Origin of the sequence: Pseudomonas sp. NPDC087185, from assembly GCF_044744955.1 — a bacterium.
Lineage (GTDB): Bacteria > Pseudomonadota > Gammaproteobacteria > Pseudomonadales > Pseudomonadaceae > Aquipseudomonas.
Map to the genome: position 1 here is coordinate 189455 of NZ_JBIUZK010000008.1, position 17941 is coordinate 207395.

The 17941-nt window shown below is 64.3% G+C and carries 12 protein-coding genes, 4 tRNA genes and 1 pseudogene; 8 read left to right on the forward strand and 9 right to left on the reverse strand.

Annotated elements, in window-relative coordinates; genetic code table 11:
* Positions 1-64 precede the first annotated feature (64 nt).
* On the forward strand, positions 65-841 hold the full coding sequence (map, locus tag ACIPIJ_RS24690; protein WP_401081775.1) for a type I methionyl aminopeptidase: 777 nt from the start codon (positions 65-67) through the stop codon (positions 839-841).
* Between the two features lie 81 nt (positions 842-922).
* Here the strand turns inward: map and ACIPIJ_RS24695 are convergent.
* The 4 genes from ACIPIJ_RS24695 to ACIPIJ_RS24710 form a co-directional block, all read right to left on the reverse strand.
* Positions 923-999 (reverse strand) — tRNA-Asp (locus tag ACIPIJ_RS24695).
* A gap of 13 nt (positions 1000-1012) precedes the next feature.
* A tRNA-Val gene (locus ACIPIJ_RS24700) sits at positions 1013-1088 on the reverse strand.
* Positions 1089-1257: 169 nt separating this feature from the next.
* Positions 1258-1334, reverse strand: a tRNA-Asp gene (locus ACIPIJ_RS24705).
* A gap of 13 nt (positions 1335-1347) precedes the next feature.
* Positions 1348-1423 (reverse strand) — tRNA-Val (locus ACIPIJ_RS24710).
* Positions 1424-1639: 216 nt separating this feature from the next.
* Between ACIPIJ_RS24710 and rdgC the strand changes: the two genes are divergently transcribed.
* From rdgC to sugE, 3 genes are all read left to right on the forward strand, one after another.
* On the forward strand, positions 1640-2560 hold the full coding sequence (gene rdgC / locus ACIPIJ_RS24715) for a recombination-associated protein RdgC (protein ID WP_401081777.1): 921 nt from the start codon (positions 1640-1642) through the stop codon (positions 2558-2560).
* Between the two features lie 181 nt (positions 2561-2741).
* Complete coding sequence (locus tag ACIPIJ_RS24720; RefSeq protein ID WP_401081779.1) at positions 2742-3707, forward strand: bile acid:sodium symporter family protein; 966 nt, start codon at positions 2742-2744, stop codon at positions 3705-3707.
* Positions 3708-3850: 143 nt separating this feature from the next.
* Positions 3851-4168 carry a quaternary ammonium compound efflux SMR transporter SugE gene (gene sugE / locus ACIPIJ_RS24725; RefSeq protein ID WP_054900524.1) on the forward strand — a complete coding sequence of 106 codons (318 nt, stop codon included), beginning with the start codon at positions 3851-3853 and terminating at the stop codon, positions 4166-4168.
* A gap of 10 nt (positions 4169-4178) precedes the next feature.
* Here the strand turns inward: sugE and ACIPIJ_RS24730 are convergent, their stop codons facing one another.
* A complete protein-coding gene (locus tag ACIPIJ_RS24730; RefSeq protein ID WP_401081782.1) occupies positions 4179-6056 on the reverse strand; it encodes a 1-acyl-sn-glycerol-3-phosphate acyltransferase in 1878 nt (625 codons plus the stop codon).
* Positions 6057-6322: 266 nt separating this feature from the next.
* On the opposite strand from ACIPIJ_RS24730, the pseudogene ACIPIJ_RS24735 reads away from it, so the two are divergent.
* Positions 6323-7387, forward strand: a pseudogene (locus ACIPIJ_RS24735) (methyl-accepting chemotaxis protein); the annotation flags it as partial.
* Positions 7379-8242, forward strand: coding sequence for a methyl-accepting chemotaxis protein (locus tag ACIPIJ_RS24740; RefSeq protein ID WP_401082014.1), 864 nt, complete (start codon positions 7379-7381; stop codon positions 8240-8242). The pseudogene ACIPIJ_RS24735 and the gene ACIPIJ_RS24740, both read left to right, overlap by 9 nt.
* Before the next feature lie 129 nt (positions 8243-8371).
* Here ACIPIJ_RS24740 and ACIPIJ_RS24745 read toward each other — a convergent pair whose 3' ends face one another.
* The 3 genes from ACIPIJ_RS24745 to ACIPIJ_RS24755 form a co-directional block, all read right to left on the reverse strand.
* Complete coding sequence (locus ACIPIJ_RS24745) at positions 8372-9205, reverse strand: amidohydrolase family protein (protein WP_401081784.1); 834 nt, start codon at positions 9203-9205, stop codon at positions 8372-8374.
* Between the two features lie 40 nt (positions 9206-9245).
* The gene (locus ACIPIJ_RS24750) at positions 9246-10520 is read right to left on the reverse strand and encodes an MFS transporter (protein ID WP_401081787.1); all 1275 of its coding nucleotides are present in this window, start codon (positions 10518-10520) and stop codon (positions 9246-9248) included.
* 132 nt (positions 10521-10652) lie between these two features.
* A complete protein-coding gene (locus ACIPIJ_RS24755; RefSeq protein WP_401081790.1) occupies positions 10653-11384 on the reverse strand; it encodes a GntR family transcriptional regulator in 732 nt (243 codons plus the stop codon).
* 255 nt (positions 11385-11639) lie between these two features.
* Between ACIPIJ_RS24755 and ACIPIJ_RS24760 the strand changes: the two genes are divergently transcribed.
* The gene (locus tag ACIPIJ_RS24760; RefSeq protein ID WP_401081793.1) at positions 11640-12818 is read left to right on the forward strand and encodes an MFS transporter; all 1179 of its coding nucleotides are present in this window, start codon (positions 11640-11642) and stop codon (positions 12816-12818) included.
* 150 nt (positions 12819-12968) lie between these two features.
* Complete coding sequence (locus ACIPIJ_RS24765; protein ID WP_401081796.1) at positions 12969-16445, forward strand: NahK/ErcS family hybrid sensor histidine kinase/response regulator; 3477 nt, start codon at positions 12969-12971, stop codon at positions 16443-16445.
* On the opposite strand, the gene rmuC is transcribed toward ACIPIJ_RS24765, so the two are convergent.
* Positions 16417-17790, reverse strand: coding sequence for a DNA recombination protein RmuC (rmuC, locus tag ACIPIJ_RS24770; protein ID WP_401082017.1), 1374 nt, complete (start codon positions 17788-17790; stop codon positions 16417-16419). The two genes, ACIPIJ_RS24765 and rmuC, sit on opposite strands and share 29 nt — an antisense overlap.
* Positions 17791-17941: the final 151 nt, after the last annotated feature.

The following is a 17941-nucleotide window of genomic DNA, read 5'->3' on the forward strand; positions in this document are numbered from 1 at the left end:
GCACCACGAAGCCTCATGGCGCTATGCTGGGGCAAATTCCAGCATGAGTTACTGCCCTCCCCCCATGTCCCAAGTGATCCTCAAGACCCCCGCCCAACTCGACCTGATGCGCAACGCCGGCCAGCTGCTGGCCCGAGTGTTCGCCGACCTCGACAGTTTCATCCGCCCCGGCGTGACCACGATGCAGATCAACGATCGCGCCGAGGCGTTCATCGTCAATACCCTCAAGGCACGCCCGGCGAGCAAGGGCCAATACGGGTTCCCTTACGCGCTCAATACCTCGGTGGACCATGTGGTCTGCCACGGCATGCCCAACGTGGATGAGGTGTTGAAGGAGGGTTCGATCATCAACGTCGACATCACCCTGGAACAAGGCGGCTACATTGCCGATTCGTCAAAGATGTACAGCCTGGGTGAAATCAGCGAGGAGGCCCGGCGCTTGGTCGACACCACCTACGAAGCATTATGGAAAGGTATCGGGCAGGTACACCCCGGTGCGACGCTGGGCGACATCGGCCATGCCATCCAGGCACATGCCGAGGCTGCCGGTTACAGCGTGGTGCGCGAATATTGCGGGCATGGCATCGGCCAGCAGATGCATGAAGGGCCCGAGGTGCTGCACTTCGGCCAGCGCGGCATGGGCATGAGGCTCAAACCCGGAATGGTCTTTACCATCGAGCCGATGATCAACCAGGGCGGGCGCGGTACACGCACGTTGAAAGACGGTTGGACGGTGATTACCCGCGACCATGCGTTGTCGGCGCAGTGGGAGCATACCGTGGCGGTGACGGCTGATGGGGTCGAGGTGCTGACCCTGCGGGAAGAAGAGCGCAACCGTTGATACTGCAGAAACAAAAAAAGCGACCCTAAGGTCGCTTTCTCTGTAACTTCCGGGTGTTCAGTGGGCCCTGGAAGTTGAATATGGCGCAGCGGACGGGACTCGAACCCGCGACCCCCGGCGTGACAGGCCGGTATTCTAACCGACTGAACTACCGCTGCGCTATTCATCGAGTGGTGGGTGATGACGGGATCGAACCGCCGACCCTCTGCTTGTAAGGCAGATGCTCTCCCGGCTGAGCTAATCACCCTTCGTCTCGGTGAGGCGCGCATTCTACGGAGGAACCGACACCTTGGCAAGCCATTGGGCTGTTTTTTTTCATCGCCCTGCGCGATTCAAACTGCACAAACAAAAAAAGCGACCCTAAGGTCGCTTTCTCTGTTGCTTCAGGGTGTTCAGTGGGCCCTGGAAGCTGAATATGGCGCAGCGGACGGGACTCGAACCCGCGACCCCCGGCGTGACAGGCCGGTATTCTAACCGACTGAACTACCGCTGCGCTATACATCGAGTGGTGGGTGATGACGGGATCGAACCGCCGACCCTCTGCTTGTAAGGCAGATGCTCTCCCGGCTGAGCTAATCACCCTTCGTCTCGGTGTGGCGCGCATTCTACGGACGAGGCACACGGCTGGCAAGTACATTTTTCAACTTTTCTGAAAAAAATTCCTTGGCCTTTCAAAGACCTAGCGCTGCCTGCGGTTTCTTACCCCATTAGCAGCTGCTGGCCCTATGACAGGGCTGGCCTGGAACGCCTGCTCGGAGAATAATGCCCCCCTTATGCATTAAGGAGAGACTCACCCTCATGTGGTTCAAGAACCTGCTGTCCTACCGCCTGACCCAGGAAGTGCCGTTCGAAGCTGAAGCACTGGAAGCTGCCCTGGCCAGCAAGCCGGCCCGCCCCTGCGCCAGCCAGGAGCTGACCACTTATGGTTTCGTCGCGCCGTTCGGCAAAGGCGAAGACGCTCCCCTGGTGCACGTCAGCGGCGAGTTCCTGCTGATTGCCGCACGCAAGGAAGAACGCATTCTGCCCAGCAGCGTCGTCAACGATGCTGTCAAAGAGAAGGTCGAAGAGATCGAGACCGAGCAGATGCGCAAGGTCTATAAAAAGGAACGCGACCAGATCAAGGACGAGATCATCCAGGCGTTCCTGCCGCGCGCGTTCATCCGCCGCTCGATGATCTTCGCCGCCATCGCCCCACGCCTGGGCATGATCCTGGTCAACTCGGCCAGCGCCAAGCGCGCCGAAGACCTGCTGTCGACCCTGCGCGAAGTCATGGGCTCGCTGCCGGTACGCCCGGCCACCGTTAAAATCGCTCCGGCCGCGACCATGACCGATTGGGTCAAATCGCAACAGGCCGCCGAAGGCTTCTATGTGCTGGACGAATGCGAGCTGCGCGACACCGCCGAAGACGGCGGCATCGTGCGCTGCAAGCGCCAGGACCTGACCGGCGAGGAAATCCAGCTGCACCTGAGCACCGGCAAGGTGGTCACCCAGCTGGCCCTGGCCTGGCAGGACAAACTGTCGTTCGTGCTGGACGACAAGATGGTCATCAAGCGCCTGAAGTTCGAAGAGCTGCTGCAGGAGCAGGCCGAGCAGGATGGCGGTGATGAAGCTGCGCAGCAGTTCGATGCAAGCTTCCTGCTGATGATGATGACCTTCAGCGAATTCCTGCCGGTGCTGTTCGAGGCGCTGGGTGGTGAAGAGATTCCGCAAGGGGTCTGAGTTAGCTGATCTGCCGGTGCTGGTCAGGGCGTTATCCTGAGCCAGCACCGGCCTCTTCGCGGGCAAGCCCGCTCCCACAGGTCCCCCACTGCTCTTGAAGCGTGGGGTGTCTCTGTGGGAGCGGGCTTGCCCGCGAAGAGGCCCTGGAAAACCACACTTATATAAGTACAAGGAATATCCCATGCGCGCCCTCGCCGCCCTCAGCCGCTTCGTCGGCAACACCTTCGCCCTCTGGGTGCTGGTGTTCGCCTGCCTGGCTTTCCTGCAACCGCAATGGTTCATCGCGCTCAAGGTTGCCATCGTGCCACTGCTGGGGCTGGTGATGTTCGGCATGGGCCTGACCCTCAAGCTCGACGACTTCGCCGCCCTCGCCCGTCAGCCCTGGCGCGTGGCACTCGGGGTAGTCGCGCACTTCGTGATCATGCCGGGCATGGCCTGGCTGCTGTGCCAGCTGTTCCAGCTGCCGGCGGAAATCGCCGTGGGTGTGATCCTGGTCGGTTGCTGCCCGAGCGGCACCGCGTCGAACGTGATGGTGTGGCTGTCAAAGGGCGACCTGGCACTGGCGGTGGCGATCGCTGCGGTCACCACGTTGCTGGCGCCGCTGCTGACACCGACGCTGATCTGGTTCCTGGCCTCGGCCTGGCTGCCGGTGTCCTTCATGGACATGTTCTGGTCGATCCTGCAGTTGGTCATGTTGCCGATCGTGCTCGGCGTGCTTGCCCAGCGCCTGCTGGGGGCGCGGGTGCAGATGGCGGTGCAGGTGCTGCCGCTGGTGTCGGTGGTGAGCATCGTCATGATCGTCTGCGCGGTGGTGGCGGCCAGCCAGGCGAAGATCGCCGAATCGGGGCTGCTGATCATGGCGGTGGTCGTGCTGCACAACAGTTTTGGTTACCTGTTGGGCTACCTCACCGGCAAGTTCTGCAAGCTGCCGCTGGCCCAGCGCAAGTCGCTGGCGCTGGAGGTGGGGATGCAGAACTCTGGGCTTGGGGCGGCACTGGCCGCCGCGCATTTTTCGCCGCTGGCGGCGGTGCCGAGTGCGCTGTTCAGCGTTTGGCACAATATTTCCGGAGCACTGCTGTCGACCTGGTTCCGGCGGATGGAAGCGCCAGCGGGCGAGGTTGAAGGGGTTGAACCCGTCAGGCATTGATGTTCCCCCGCGAAGAGGCCGGCACTGACTTGCTCGAGAATCTGTAGATGTGCACTATGATGCCCACGGTGAGGACGGCCTCACGACGCACCGCGTGACCATTCCGGGGACGGCCCCATCATTCAAACGATGGAGACACACTCATGTCCTGGATCATCCTGTTCTTCGCCGGCCTGTTCGAGGTCGGCTGGGCTGTCGGCCTGAAGTACACCGACGGCTTCACCCGCCCACTCCCCACCGTGCTGACCGTTGGCGCCATGGTCATCAGCCTGGGCCTGCTGGGCCTTGCCATGAAAGAACTGCCACTGGGGACTGCCTATGCCATATGGACCGGTGTGGGCGCAGTGGGCACGGTGATCGCCGGGATCATCCTGTTCGGCGAGTCCATGGCCCTGGTGCGGTTGGTCAGTGTGGCGCTGATCGTCTGCGGCCTGATCGGCCTGAAGGTCAGCGCCAGCTGACCCTTGCCGTTTAACGCAGCTCGCCGCGCAAGCGGCTCACCTGCTCACGCAACAGTGCTGGCTGCGCCGCCTCCACCGGGATGGCGGCGCCTGCCACGATGGTCACCCGCGACCACAAGCGCTTGAAAAAGCCCTTGCCCGGATCACGGCTGAAGAAACTGCCCCACAGCCCCTGCAAGGCCAATGGAATCACGGGCACCGGGGTCTCTTCCAGAATGCGGCTGACACCGCCCCTGAACACGTCGATCTCGCCATCACCGGTCAACTTGCCTTCCGGGAAGATGCACACCACCTCACCCGCCGCCAGGTACTGGGCGATGCGCTCGAATGCACGCTCATAAATCGCCGCGTCCTCATTACGCCCGGCAATCGGGATGGCACCGGCGGTGCGGAACACGAAGTTGAGCACCGGCAGGTTGTAGATCTTGTAGTACATCACGAACCGGATCGGCCGGCGGATCGCCCCGCCGAGCAGCAGTGCGTCGACGAACGATACGTGGTTGCACACCAGCAACGCAGCACCCTCATCCGGGATGCGCTCAAGGTCACGGTGCTCCACGCGGTACATCGAATGGCTGAGCAGCCAGATCAGGAAGCGCATGGTGAATTCGGGCACGATCCTGAAGATGTAGGCGTTGACCAGCACGTTGAGCAGCGACACTACCAGGAACAGCTGCGGGATGCTCAGGTCGGCCAGGCCCAGCAGGACGATGGTGAGGATGGCCGACACCACCATGAACAGGGCATTGAGAATGTTGTTGGCCGCAATCACCCGCGCGCGCTGGTCCTCGGCGGTGCGTGCCTGGATCAGCGCATACAGCGGCACGATATAGAAGCCACCGAACACGCCCAGGCCAACGATCGACAGCAATATCCACCACGCCTGGCGCATGCCCAGCAACGTCAGCCAGTCATGCGGCGCCGCAGCGGCCGGCACATCGCCGGAATGCCACCACCAGAGCAAGCCGAACAGGGTCAGGCCGAACGAGCCAAACGGCACAAGGCCGATCTCGACCTTGCGCCCGCTGAGGCGCTCGCACAGCAACGAACCCAGGGCGATACCCACCGAGAACAGGGTCAGCACCAGGGTCACCACCGTGCCGTCGCCGTGCAGCCAATCCTTGGCATAAGCCGGGATCTGGGTCAGGTAGATGGCGCCGACGAACCAGAACCACGAGTTGCCGACGATCGAGCGCGACACCGCCGGTGGCTGGCCCAGGCCCATGCGCAGGATCAGCCACGACTGCTTGAAGATGTTCCAGTCCAGCTTCATCTGCGGCGCAACAGCCGCAGCGCGGGGGATCCAGCGGCTGGCCAGGTAGCCCAGCACCGCGGTGCCCACCACACCACCCGCCACCACCGTGGCGTAGCGGTCGCTGGCCATCATTACCCCGGCACCGATGGTGCCGGCGAGGATGGCGAGGAAGGTGCCCATCTCCACCAGGCCGTTACCGCCGACCAGTTCTTCTTCACGCAGCGCCTGAGGCAGGATCGAATACTTCACCGGGCCGAACAGCGCCGAATGGGTGCCCATGCCGAACAGCGCCACAAGCATCAGCGCCAGGTGGTGGGTGATGAAGCCCAGCGCGCCGATGGCCATGATGGCGATTTCGGCCAGCTTGATCGCGCGGATCAACGCGTCCTTGGCGAACTTCTCGCCAAACTGCCCGCCCAGCGCCGAGAACAGGAAGAACGGCAGGATGAACAGCAGCGCGCAGAGGTTGACCCAGATCGAGCGGTCGCCGCCGCCAAGGCTGAGTTTGAACAGGATCGCCAGGATCAGCGACTGCTTGAACAGGTTGTCGTTGAAGGCACCCAGCGACTGGGTGATGAAAAACGGCAGGAAGCGCCGCTTGCCGAGCAAGGTGAATTGCGAGGAATGACTCATCGTCCTTGTTCCCTGAGGGGCTTTAGTCATTGGAGGCACGCTGGCCGCAAGAAGCCACAAATCTGCACGGGAATGCGTGGTGCTGGCAAGTCGAGCACGCCGATCCAAGCCATGCCATCCGCACTACTGGCACATTGAGGCCAAACAACAGGAAATTCCTGTTCAGATTTTGTTACATCTGCCGATAATTCATATAGATGACTATATCTGACAGAAGGGACAGACCTCCGGTCTCCTCCAACGCATAAGAAAAGGAGCTCAGCAGCATGTTTACCTGGTTCGGCGACCTCAGGATCGCCAGCAAACTCTTCCTCGGTTTCGGCCTGGTGCTGTGCCTGACCCTGATTCAGTCGTTGATCGGCTGGGATGGGCTCGGCAGCTTGGTGCGCCGCAGCGAAGTGGTCAATGATGTCTCCGGCCTCAATGACGCCCTCGGCGATCTGCGGGTGGCCCGACTGCGCCATGCCATGGCCAACGGCGAAGAAAGCGAAGGCAAGGCACTGCAGGCGGCACTGGACGCGTTCCAGCAGCCCCTGGGCAGGTTGCGCGGGGTACTGGCCAAGCCGGAAAGCCAGGCAATCCTGAGCCAGGCCGACCAGACCTTGCAGGCCTACGCCGGCAATCAGGCGCTGAGCTTCCAGTCCTACCAGAAGATGCGCGCCGCGCAGAAAGCCATGGGCGTATTGGCGACCGATTCCTTTGCCAGCATCGAACGCATCCGCAATCAGGTGCGCGCCCTGCCCGACGCCGAACAGCGCTTCGTGCGCATCGAAGCGATCAACCAGATTCGCGAAAACCTCATCCTGCTGCGCTACCACGTACGCGGCTACACCGGTAACACCAACGCCGATACCGAAAAGCAGATGAACACGCAGATCGCCACGACGGTGAACGAGCTGCCGGGCCTGGTGGCCAGGTTCAACGGCAGCTTCGCTGCGCAATTCCAGCAACTGGAGCAGCAGGTGCGCGCCTACGCCGGCGCAGTGGACGCTTTCCGGGGCGAAGTGAGCAAGCTGGTGGACTACCGCACGCAAATGGGCAATGACGTCGAAACGCTCAACACCCTGATTGGCAAGCTGCTCGACGCGCAGGCCGTGGCGGTGGCCAATGACAGCCAGTTCGCCAAGACCCTGCAGGTCGTCACCACCCTCCTCGCCCTGCTGATCGGCGCGCTGGCCGCCGTGGTGATTGCCCGGCAAATCAGCCAGCCACTGCGCCAGGTGCTCAGGGCCATGGAACAGGTGGCCGCCGGTGACCTCAGCGAACAACCGGCCAGCCGCCGCCGCGACGAAGTCGGCCAGCTGCAGAACGCCCTGCAGGGCATGACCCGCAACCTGCGCGAGCTGATCGCCCAGGTGCGCGACGGCATTTCGCAGATCGCCAGCGCCACCGAAGAGCTGTCGGCGATCACCGAGCAGACCAGCGCCGGCGCCAACAATCAGAAAGTCGAAACCGACCAGGTCGCCACCGCCATGCAGGAAATGGCCGCCACCGTGCATGAAGTGGCGCGCAATGCCGGCGAAGCCTCACTCGCGGCCAGTGCCACCGATGAAGAAGCGCGCGAAGGCGACAGTGTGGTGAACCGCGCCGTCGCACAGATCGACCGCCTGGCCAGCCAGGTGGATGCCACCGGCGAGGCCATGGGCGCGCTGCGCAGCGAGAGCCAGCGCATTGGCAAGGTGATGGACGTGATCAAGGCAGTGGCCGAGCAGACCAACTTGCTGGCGCTCAACGCCGCGATCGAAGCGGCCCGCGCCGGCGAGGCAGGCCGTGGTTTTGCCGTGGTGGCGGATGAAGTGCGCAGCCTGGCCCAACGCACACAGGCCTCGACGCTGGAAATCGAGTCGGCGATCGGCAGCCTGGAACAAGGCACCCGTTCGGTGAGCGAGCTGATGCAAGAAAGCCAGAGCCTGACCGAGAGCAGCGTGGCGCTGGTACGTGAGGCGGGTGTGGCGCTGGAAGGGATTACCCAACGGGTGTCGGGGATCCAGCTGATGAACCAGCAGATCGCTGCGGCCTCGGAGCAGCAGAGCGCGGTGGCCGAGGAGATCAGCCGCAGCGTGGTAACGGTGAGGGATATTTCCGAACAGACGGCTGAGGCCAGCCAGCAGACTTCGGCATCCAGTGTGGAGCTGGCGCGGCTGGGTGGGCAATTGCAGCAGATGATCAGCCGGTTCCGGTTCTGATTTTTTAAGCAGTCGGTACCGGCCCTCTCGCCGGCAAGCCGGCTCCCACAGGTACCCCGCAGCTCTTAGGTTCAGCGGGGTACTCGTGGGAGCCGGCTTGCCGGCGAGAGGGCCGGGGCAGGTGCTGCATCACTCGAAACCGAACAACGCCCTCGCAGTATCCACCAGCAGCGCCCGGCGCAGTTCAGCGGAACACCCCAACGCCTCGAACTGCTCGACCACCGTGGCAAAGCTCACCGCCGATTCATGCTGGGTATGCGGCCAGTCGCTGCCCCACATCAAACGCTCGGCGCCATAGTGCGCCTCGAGCGCACCCAGCGCCTTGCGCGCGAACGCCAGGTTCTGTTCCGGCGTGCCTTCCAGCCGATAGATGCCCGACACCTTCACCCAGACCTTGCCCTTGCCGCCCAGCGTCAGCAGCTCGGCAAAGCCCGGTTGGCCCAAGCCCAGGCGGGCATCGGGCCGGCCGAAATGGTCGACCACGATGTCCAGGCCATAGGGCGCCAAGGCCCGCACCAGCGCCGGCAGATCCGCCACCTGGCGGTGCAGCTCCAGGTGCCAGCCCTGTTCACCGATGCGCTCCAGCAGAGGCCGCCACGCTGCACCTTTGAGATCGGGCAGTGCCTGGCCCATGAGGTTCAGGCGCACACCCCGCACCCCAAGACGGGCCATCTCATCCAGGGTTTCGCGCTCGACGTCCCGCTCCAGCATCACCACCCCGCGCAACTGCCCTGGCACGGTCTGCAGGGCGCTCAGCAGGTAGCGGTTGTCGGTGCCCAGGAAACTGGGCTGCACCAGCACGCCATGGCTGAAGCCATGGCCCTGCAACTGGGCCAGGTAATCGCCCAGCGGCGCGTCGTAACTCGGCGCGTAGCGGCGCTCGCTGGCCAGGTTCAGCCCACGGCTGAAGACGTGGGCGTGGCTGTCGATGGCGGTGATCAATGAAGCGGGAACGTCAGGCATGGTTTTCAATCGGAGCTTTTCAATCGGGGCAAGGGTCAGGTTACTTGGCTGCAGCGCCGGCCAGGTGCGGCTCGGGCGTTGCCTCAAGGGTGCGGCCTCGGGTTTCCGGCAGGCACAGCACGGCGATCATGGCCACGCCGTAGGCAATGCCGGCATCGATGCCGATCGCACTGCCCAGCGACATGGACTCACTCATGTGGCCGACCAGGAACGGGAACACCGCTGACAGCACGCGGCCGAAGTTGTAGCAGAAGCCAACCCCGGCGCCGCGTACGTCGGCCGGATACAGTTCGTTGAAGTACGAACCCAGGCTGGCCGGGATGCCGGCGGCGAAGAAGCCCAGCGGGAAGCCGAGGAACAGCATCTGGGTGTTGGTCAGCGGGAAGAACACGTAGGCCTGCACGGTCAGCACGCAGCACAGGGCGAACAGCAGGATATTTTTGCGCCGGCCGATGCGGTCGATCAGCAAGCCGCTGACCACACAGCCGCACCAGAAGGCGAAGATGATCACCGCCAGGTAGCCGCCGGAGTTCAGTACCGAGAGGTTGCGCTCAGTCTTGAGGAAGGTCGGCAGCCAGGTCATGACCGCGTGATAACCACCATGGGCACCCAGGCCCAGCAGCCCCCCCAGCAGGGTCACGCGCAGCAGCTCGGGGCGGAAGATACCGGCCATGGATTTGAAGAAGCTGACCGGGATGGCCTGTTCTTTCTGCAGGCGCTGGAAGCTGTCCGGCTCCTGCACGTTGCGGCGCACCCAGATGATCAGCAGCGATGGCAGCAGGCCGACGAAGAACATCACCCGCCAGGCGTATTGCGCAGGCACCAGCGAGTAGATCAGCATGAACAGTGCCACCGCCAGGCCCCAGCCCACGGCCCAGGCGCTCTGCACCGTGCCCATGACCTTGCCGCGGTATTTCGGGTTGATGGTCTCGGCCATCAGCACCGCACCGGCCGCCCACTCGCCACCGATGCCGAAGCCTTGCATGGCCTTGACGAACAGCAGCGGGTAGAAGCCGGTGACGAAGGCCGAGAGGAAGGTGAAGAAGGAGAACCAGAGGATCATCCACTGCAGCGTGCGCACGCGGCCGTAACGGTCGGACAGGGTGCCACCGAGCCAGCCGCCGATGGCCGAGGTGACCAGGGTCAGGCCGCTGATCAGGCCAGCGTCACCCTTGGTCAGGGAGAACGCGGCGATCAGCGCCGGGATGGCCAGGCCGAACATCTGCACTTCCAGCGCATCGAGCGACCAGCCGCCGAAGCAGGCCCAGAACGTCTTGCGTTCCCGTGAGGTGATCTGGCGGTACCAGCTGAACATGATTGTTATCCTTCTAGTTGTGTGTGTTACGGCCGGGCGTACCGAAGCGCTTGGCACGCTGGCGACCGGGCAGGCGAAGCCACTGCGCCGTGGCAGAACGGCGCAGACGGGTAACGGGGCGAAGCAGCCGGGTCAGCGAATGTCGATGCGGTAGCGGAAGTGCTGCGCATGGCCGCGCGAGCGGCGCCATTCCAACGGTTTGCCGGCGTAATCACGGGCCAGACGCTCGATCACCACCACCGGGCTGTCGGCCGGCAGTTGCAACAAGCGGCCATGCGCCGCATCGACCGCTTCAGCGGTCAGGCTCTCTTCGGCGTAGGCGACTACCTGGCCGCACAGCTCCTCATAGATCGGGTAAAGCAGCGGGCCCTTGCTCTGCAGGTCGACATCCAGCAAAGGCTGGAAGGTCTGGCGCGGCAGCCAGATCTCTTCGGCGAGCACCGGCTGGGCACCGAGCAGACGGGTACGGACGATACGGATGACTTCGGCCTCGGCCGCCAGCCCCAACGCTGCAGCCACTGCCGACGGTGCCGGCACGGGCTCGATGGAAAGGATGCGGCTTTCCGGCATCACCCGTTCGCCGCTGGCGGTCTCGAAACGGAAGAAGCGGAACAGCGAAGACTGGAACTGTGGGCGGCGGATGAACGTGCCGCGGCCTTGCTGGCGCTCCAGCACGCCTTCGCTGACCAGCACATCGACGGCCTTGCGCACGGTGCCGACCGACATGTCGAACTCGGTCGCCAGCGCGGCTTCGGTAGGGATCGCTTCACCGGGGCGCCAGCGGTTGTTGGCAATCTGCTCGATCAGGTGGTCGCGCAGTTGTTGGTAGCGTGGCAGTCGAGCATCACCGGACAGTGGGGGCATGGTCGCTCTCGTCTTGTTATATAAACATATATATGAATTTGCGAAGAGTATTCCCGGTGGATGCCAGGGTGTCAATCCTCCGCTGGTCGCCACGCCGCGGCGCCCCCATTGCCGGCAAGCCGGCTCTCACAGGAATCATCCGGCGTTACTGGCGATGCGCTACCTGCAGGCGCTGGCTTGCCAGCGATGGGCTGCGCAGCAGCCCCCCTATGTCATATGCTCAGCAGCGGCAATCCCCACAACAAGGAAGTGGCAATGCTCGCCGCCCTCAAGCACTACCCCGCAGCCGTGCGTCTGCTGCTGGCCACTACTTTCACCCTGACCGTGGCCCGTGCCCTTACCCTGCCCTACCTGGTCGTTTACCTGGCCGACAACTTCCAGCTGTCGATCAGCCACATCGGCCTGCTGATCGGCGGCGCGCTGATCGTCGCCTCGCTGTTGAGCCTGTACGGCGGCCATCTGGTCGACACCCTGCGCAACCACACCCTGGTCACCGCCAGTACGCTGGTGTTTGCCCTGGCCTTCGTCGCTGCCATTGCCAGCCGTTCGGCGCTGCTGTTCTTTCTGTGCCTGGTGCTGATCAACCTGGCCCTGGCCGTGGTCGACATCGCCGCCAAGGCGGGCTTCTGCGCACTGCTGCCGGTGGAGCAACGTGCCGAGGTGTTCGCCATCAAGTACACCCTGAGCAACGTGGGTTACGCGGTCGGCCCGCTGCTGGGGGTGGCGCTGCTGGAGCTTGACGCTCATCTGCCCTTTTTCGCCTCCGCGCTGATTGGCCTGGGCATGTGCCTGGCCTACTGGCACTTGGGCGACCGCGGGCTGCAGGCCAGTGCCCCCGCCCCGCCGGCTGCCGGCTTTGCCCAGGTGGCGTTGGGGCTGGCGCGGGATCGGCGGCTGGTGTGCTTCACCCTCGGCGGTGTGCTCAGTGCGGTGGTGTTCGGCCAGTTCACCGCTTACCTGTCGCAATACCTGGTGGTGACCACCAGCGCCCGCGAGGCGGCGCACCTGGTCGGCTACCTGGTGACCACCAACGCCGTGACGGTGATCGCCCTGCAATACCTGATCGGCCGCCGCATCAGCCGCCAGCAGCTGATGCCCTGGCTGCTGGCCGGGATGGCGCTGTTCATCGCCGGGCTGCTGGGCTTCTCGGTCGCCGGGACGGTGCTGGCCTGGTGCCTGGCCATGCTGGTGTTCACCCTCGGCGAGATCATCGTGATACCGGCCGAGTACATGTTCATCGACCTGATAGCGCCGGAGCACCTGCGCGGGGTGTATTACGGTGCGCAGAACCTCTCCAACCTGGGCGCGGCGCTGGGGCCGGTGATGGTCGGGTTCGTCTTGGGGCACGGGTGGCCGGGGGCGACCTTCTACCTGCTGGTGTTGTCGGTGATACTGGCGGGAGTGTTCTACTGGCTGGGTACTCGCCGCAATTGAGGGTGGCTGTGCCGCGTATGGGCCGGCACAGGTATTAGCTGAAGCCTGCGACGACTCGCCACTGCGACCATCGTCGGCGCTGACGAACCCTCGCCTGCGTGCCAGACTGGTTGATCGGGACCGCGTTATCTTTTTTGCTCCGGAGTTTTCATGTCGTTGTCCAGCTGGCTGATCGCCGTGGTCGCCCTGGCCTATATGGCCGTCATGTTCGCCATCGCCTTCTACGGCGACCGCCGCAGCACGCCGTTGCCGCCGCGGCTGCGCGCCTGGGTGTACAGCCTGTCGCTGGCGGTGTATTGCACCAGCTGGACCTTCTTTGGCGCGGTCGGCCAGGCCGCCGAACAGCTCTGGGCGTTTTTACCGATCTACCTGGGCCCGATCCTGCTGCTGGTCTTCGCACCCTGGGTGCTGCAGAAGATGGTGCTGATCAGCAAACAGCAGAACATCACCTCGATCGCCGACTTCATCGCCGCGCGCTACGGCAAGTCGCAGACGTTGGCGGTGGTGGTGGCGCTGATCTGCCTGGTCGGGGTGCTGCCCTACATTGCCCTGCAGCTCAAAGGCATCGTGCTCGGCGTCAACCTGCTGATCGGCGCCAATGCCGATGCCACCGGCACCCGCGTGCAGGACACCGCACTGGTGGTGTCGCTGGTGCTGGCGCTGTTCGCCATCGTCTTCGGCACGCGCAGCCTGGACGTTACCGAGCACCACCGCGGCATGGTCCTGGCAATTGCCTTCGAATCGCTGATCAAGCTGCTGGCCTTCCTCGCCGTCGGCGTGTTCGTGGTGTTCAACCTGTACGACGGCTTTGACGACCTGTTCACCCAGGCACGCCAGTCGATCCACCTGGAGAGTTACTGGCAGGAGACCATCAACTGGCCGTCGATGGTGGTGCAGACCGCCGTGGCGATGATGGCGATCATCTGCCTGCCGCGGCAATTCCATGTGACCGTGGTGGAGAACATCGAGCCGCAGGACATGCGCCTGGCACGCTGGGTGTTCCCGATGTACCTGGCCCTGGCCGCACTGTTCGTGGTGCCCATCGCCCTGGCCGGGCAGATGCTGTTGCCCGGCACGGTGATTTCCGATTCCTTCGTGATCAGCCTGCCGCTGGCCGAAGCGCACCCGAGCCTGGCCTTGCTGGCCTTCATCGGCGGCGCCTCGGCCGCCACTGGCATGGTCATCGTCGAGGCCGTGGCGCTGTCGACCATGGTCTCCAACGACATGCTGCTGCCCTGGCTGCTGCGCCGCAACAACGCCGAACGGCCGTTCGAGGTGTTCCGCCACTGGATGCTCTCGGTGCGCCGGGTGACCATCGTGGTCATCCTGCTGCTGGCCTACGTCAGCTATCGCCTGCTCGGCTCCACTGCGAGCCTGGCGACCATCGGCCAGATCGCCTTCGCCGCCGTGACCCAATTGACCCCGGCCATGCTCGGCGCGCTGTACTGGAAGCAGGCCAACCGCCGCGGCGTGTTCGCCGGCCTGGCCGCGGGTATCTTCCTGTGGTTCTACACCCTGGTACTGCCGATCACCGCCCACAGCCTGGGCTGGTCGCTGGAGCTGTTCCCTGGCCTGGCGTGGCTGCACGGCAACCCGTTGAACCTGCCGATCACCCCCCTCACCCAAGGCGTGGTGCTGTCGCTGGCGGGCAACTTCACCTTGTTCGCCTGGGTCTCGATGCTGTCGCGCACCCGCGTGTCGGAGCACTGGCAGGCGGGGCGTTTCATCGGCCAGCAGACCAGCGCCCGGCCCAATGGCAAGCCGCTGCTGGCGGTGCAGATCGATGACCTCCTGACCCTGGCCTCGCGTTTCGTCGGCGAGGAACGCGCACGGCAGAGCTTCATCCGCTTCGCCTATCGCCAGGGCAAAGGTTTCAACCCCAACCAGAACGCCGATGGCGACTGGATCGAGCACACCGAGCGCCTGCTGGCCGGCGTGCTCGGCAGCTCCTCGACCCGTGCCGTGGTCAAGGCGGCCATCGAAGGCCGCGACATGCAGCTCGAAGACGTGGTGCGGATTGCCGACGAAGCGAGCGAAGTGCTGCAGTTCAACCGCGCCCTGCTGCAAGGCGCCATCGAGAACATCAACCAGGGTATCAGCGTGGTTGACCAGAACCTGCACCTGGTGGCCTGGAACCGCCGCTACCTGGAGCTGTTCAACTACCCCGACGGGCTGATCAGCGTCGGCCGCCCGATCGCCGACATCATCCGCTACAACGCCGAACGCGGCCTGTGCGGCCCGGGCGAAGCACAAGTGCATGTGGCGCGGCGCCTGCACTGGATGCGCCAGGGCCGCGCGCACTCGTCCGAACGGCTGTTCCCCAATGGCCGGGTGATCGAGCTGATCGGCAACCCGATGCCTGGTGGCGGTTTCGTCATGAGCTTCACCGACATCACCCCGTTCCGCGAGGCCGAGCAGGCGCTGCGCGATGCCAACGAGGGGCTGGAGCAGCGCGTGGCCGAGCGTACCCATGAGCTGTCTCAGCTCAACCAGGCACTGTCGGAAGCCAAGAGCCAGGCCGAAGCGGTAAGCAAGTCCAAGACCCGCTTCCTGGCCGCAGTCAGCCATGACCTGATGCAACCGCTGAATGCCGCGCGGCTGTTCTCCGCCGCCTTGTCGCAGCAGGCCGAGGGGCTCAACGACGAGGCCCAGCAACTGGTGCAGCACATGGACAGCTCGCTGCGCTCGGCCGAAGAGCTGATCAGCGACCTGCTGGACATCTCGCGCCTGGAGAACGGCAAGATCACCCCGGACGCCAAACCCTTCGCCCTCAACGAGCTGTTCGACACCCTCGGCGCGGAGTTCAAGGTGCTGGCCGCCGAGAAGGGGCTGGCGTTCCGCCTGCGCGGCAGCCGCCTGCGCATCGACAGCGACATGAAACTGCTGCGCCGGGTGCTGCAGAACTTCCTCACCAACGCCCTGCGCTACGGCAAAGGCCCGATCCTGCTGGGCGTGCGCCGCCAGGGCGAACAGCTGTGGCTGGAAGTGTGGGACCGTGGCCCGGGGATCGCCGACGACAAGTTGCAAGTGATCTTCCAGGAGTTCAAGCGCCTGGACAGCCACCAAACCCGCGCCGAAAAGGGCCTGGGCCTGGGTTTGGCGATCGCCGATGGTCTGTGCCGCGTACTGGGCCACAAGCTGGAAGTGCGCTCGTGGCCTGGCAAAGGCACGGTGTTTCGCGTCAACGTACCCATCGCCCGCCAGGCGGTGCCCGCACCGACAGCGCCAGTCGAGCAGGCCAGCCAGCCGCTGGCCGGGCTGCAGGTGCTGTGCATCGACAACGAAGACAGCATCCTGATCGGCATGAACAGCCTGCTCAGCCGCTGGGGCTGCAAGGTCTGGACCGCGCGCAACCGCGCCGAATGTGAAGCGCTGCTGGCCCAGGGCATGCGCCCACACCTGGCGCTGGTGGACTACCACCTGGACGAGGGCGACACCGGCAGTGCGCTGATGGGATGGCTACGCGCCTGCCTGGCTGAACCGGTGCCGGGGGTGGTGATCAGTGCCGACGGCAGCAAGGAAACCCTGGCCACGGTACACGCCGCAGGCCTGGACTACCTGGCCAAGCCGGTCAAGCCGGCGGCCCTGCGCGCCCTGCTCAATCGCCATCTGAGCCTGGTGCAGTAACCGCCGCGTCCGCCAACCCTTCATCCGACAGCGCCCGCTCCAGCAGGTCGGCCGGCAGGCTCTTGCTGGCACGGGCCCCGAGCAGCTTGAGCTGTTCGCTGCGGCTGACCAGGTTGCCGCGCCCCTCGCAGAGCTTGTTGCGCGCTGCCGCGTAGGCCTTGTCGACCTGCTGCAGCCGGTTGCCCAGCTCGTCCAGGTCCTGGATGAACAGCACGAACTTGTCGTACAGCCAGCCGGCGCGCTCGGCGATCTCGCGGGCGTTCTGGCCTTGGCGTTCCTGCTTCCACAGGCTGTCGATTACCCGAAGCGTGGCAAGCAAGGTGGTCGGGCTGACGATCACGATCTGCCGGTCGAATGCCTCCTGGAACAGGTTCGGCTCCGCCTGAAGGGCGGCCGAGAACGCCGCCTCGATAGGCACGAACAACAGCACGAAATCCAGGCTGTGCAGACCTTCGAGGCGGTTGTAATCCTTGCTCGACAGGCCTTTGACGTGGCTGCGCAGCGACTGAACGTGCTGCTTGAGCGCGTTTTCATCGTTGCCGCTGACGTACTGCTGATAGGCGGTCAAGCTGACCTTGGCATCGACCACCACCTGCTTGTTGCCCGGCAACATGATCAGTACGTCGGGCTGGAAGCGTTCGCCGTCGGCGCTCTTCAGGCTGACCTGGGTCTGGTACTCGCGGCCCTTCTCAAGGCCGGCATGCTCCAGCACGCGTTCAAGGATCAGTTCACCCCAGTTGCCCTGGGTCTTCTGGCCTTTGAGCGCCTGGGTGAGGTTGGTGGCTTCGTCGGACAGGCGCAGGTTGAGCTGCTGCAGGCGCTCCAATTCCTTGCCCAGCGAGAATCGCTCACGGGCTTCTTGCTGGTAGCTCTCCTCGACGCGCTTTTCAAAGGCCTGGATGCGCTCCTTGAGCGGGTCGAGCAACTGCCCCAGGTGCTGCTGGCTGGTCTGGGCAAAGCGCTGCTCACGCTCGTCGAAGATCTTCGTGGCCAAGTCGGCAAACTGGGCGCGCAGCGTATCGCGGGCCTCCTGCAGGTCTTCCAGGCGCTGCTGGTGGCTGTCCTGCTGCTCGCGCAGCTCCGCTTCCAGGCGGGCACCCTGGGCCTCCAGGCGGCGCAATTCGGCCTCACGACTGGCCCGTTCGAGCTGCCAGGCGTGAGCCGCGTCGCGGGCATTGTCGCGGTCGATCTGCAGCAGTTCGAGCTCGCGGCCTTGAGCAGCCAGCTGGGCCTGCTTGACGCTATTGGCTTCGCTGAGGTCGCTGACCTCGTCGCGGCTGGCATCCAGTTGCGCCTGCAGGCCGGCCTGGGCCAGTTGGGCGCCATTGAGACGCTCCTCAAGCAAGGCCTGCTCGCCTTGCCGTGCGCCGTGCCGGCGTTGTACATGCATGACCCAAATCAGGCAAGGCAAGGCGCCTGCCACCAAGCCCAGCAGAATGCTGGTCAGATCCACTGCCATGCTTACCCCGAACGGTCTGTTGCAAATGAGCTGCAGC

Coding starts and splice junctions, on each gene's coding strand:
- map (WP_401081775.1), top strand. CDS start 65: ATGTCCCAAGTGATCCTCAAGACCCCCGCCCAACTCGACCTGATGCGC.
- rdgC (WP_401081777.1), top strand. CDS start 1,640: ATGTGGTTCAAGAACCTGCTGTCCTACCGCCTGACCCAGGAAGTGCCG.
- ACIPIJ_RS24720 (WP_401081779.1), top strand. CDS start 2,742: ATGCGCGCCCTCGCCGCCCTCAGCCGCTTCGTCGGCAACACCTTCGCC.
- sugE (WP_054900524.1), top strand. CDS start 3,851: ATGTCCTGGATCATCCTGTTCTTCGCCGGCCTGTTCGAGGTCGGCTGG.
- ACIPIJ_RS24730 (WP_401081782.1), bottom strand. CDS start 6,056: ATGAGTCATTCCTCGCAATTCACCTTGCTCGGCAAGCGGCGCTTCCTG.
- ACIPIJ_RS24740 (WP_401082014.1), top strand. CDS start 7,379: ATGACCCGCAACCTGCGCGAGCTGATCGCCCAGGTGCGCGACGGCATT.
- ACIPIJ_RS24745 (WP_401081784.1), bottom strand. CDS start 9,205: ATGCCTGACGTTCCCGCTTCATTGATCACCGCCATCGACAGCCACGCC.
- ACIPIJ_RS24750 (WP_401081787.1), bottom strand. CDS start 10,520: ATGTTCAGCTGGTACCGCCAGATCACCTCACGGGAACGCAAGACGTTC.
- ACIPIJ_RS24755 (WP_401081790.1), bottom strand. CDS start 11,384: ATGCCCCCACTGTCCGGTGATGCTCGACTGCCACGCTACCAACAACTG.
- ACIPIJ_RS24760 (WP_401081793.1), top strand. CDS start 11,640: ATGCTCGCCGCCCTCAAGCACTACCCCGCAGCCGTGCGTCTGCTGCTG.
- ACIPIJ_RS24765 (WP_401081796.1), top strand. CDS start 12,969: ATGTCGTTGTCCAGCTGGCTGATCGCCGTGGTCGCCCTGGCCTATATG.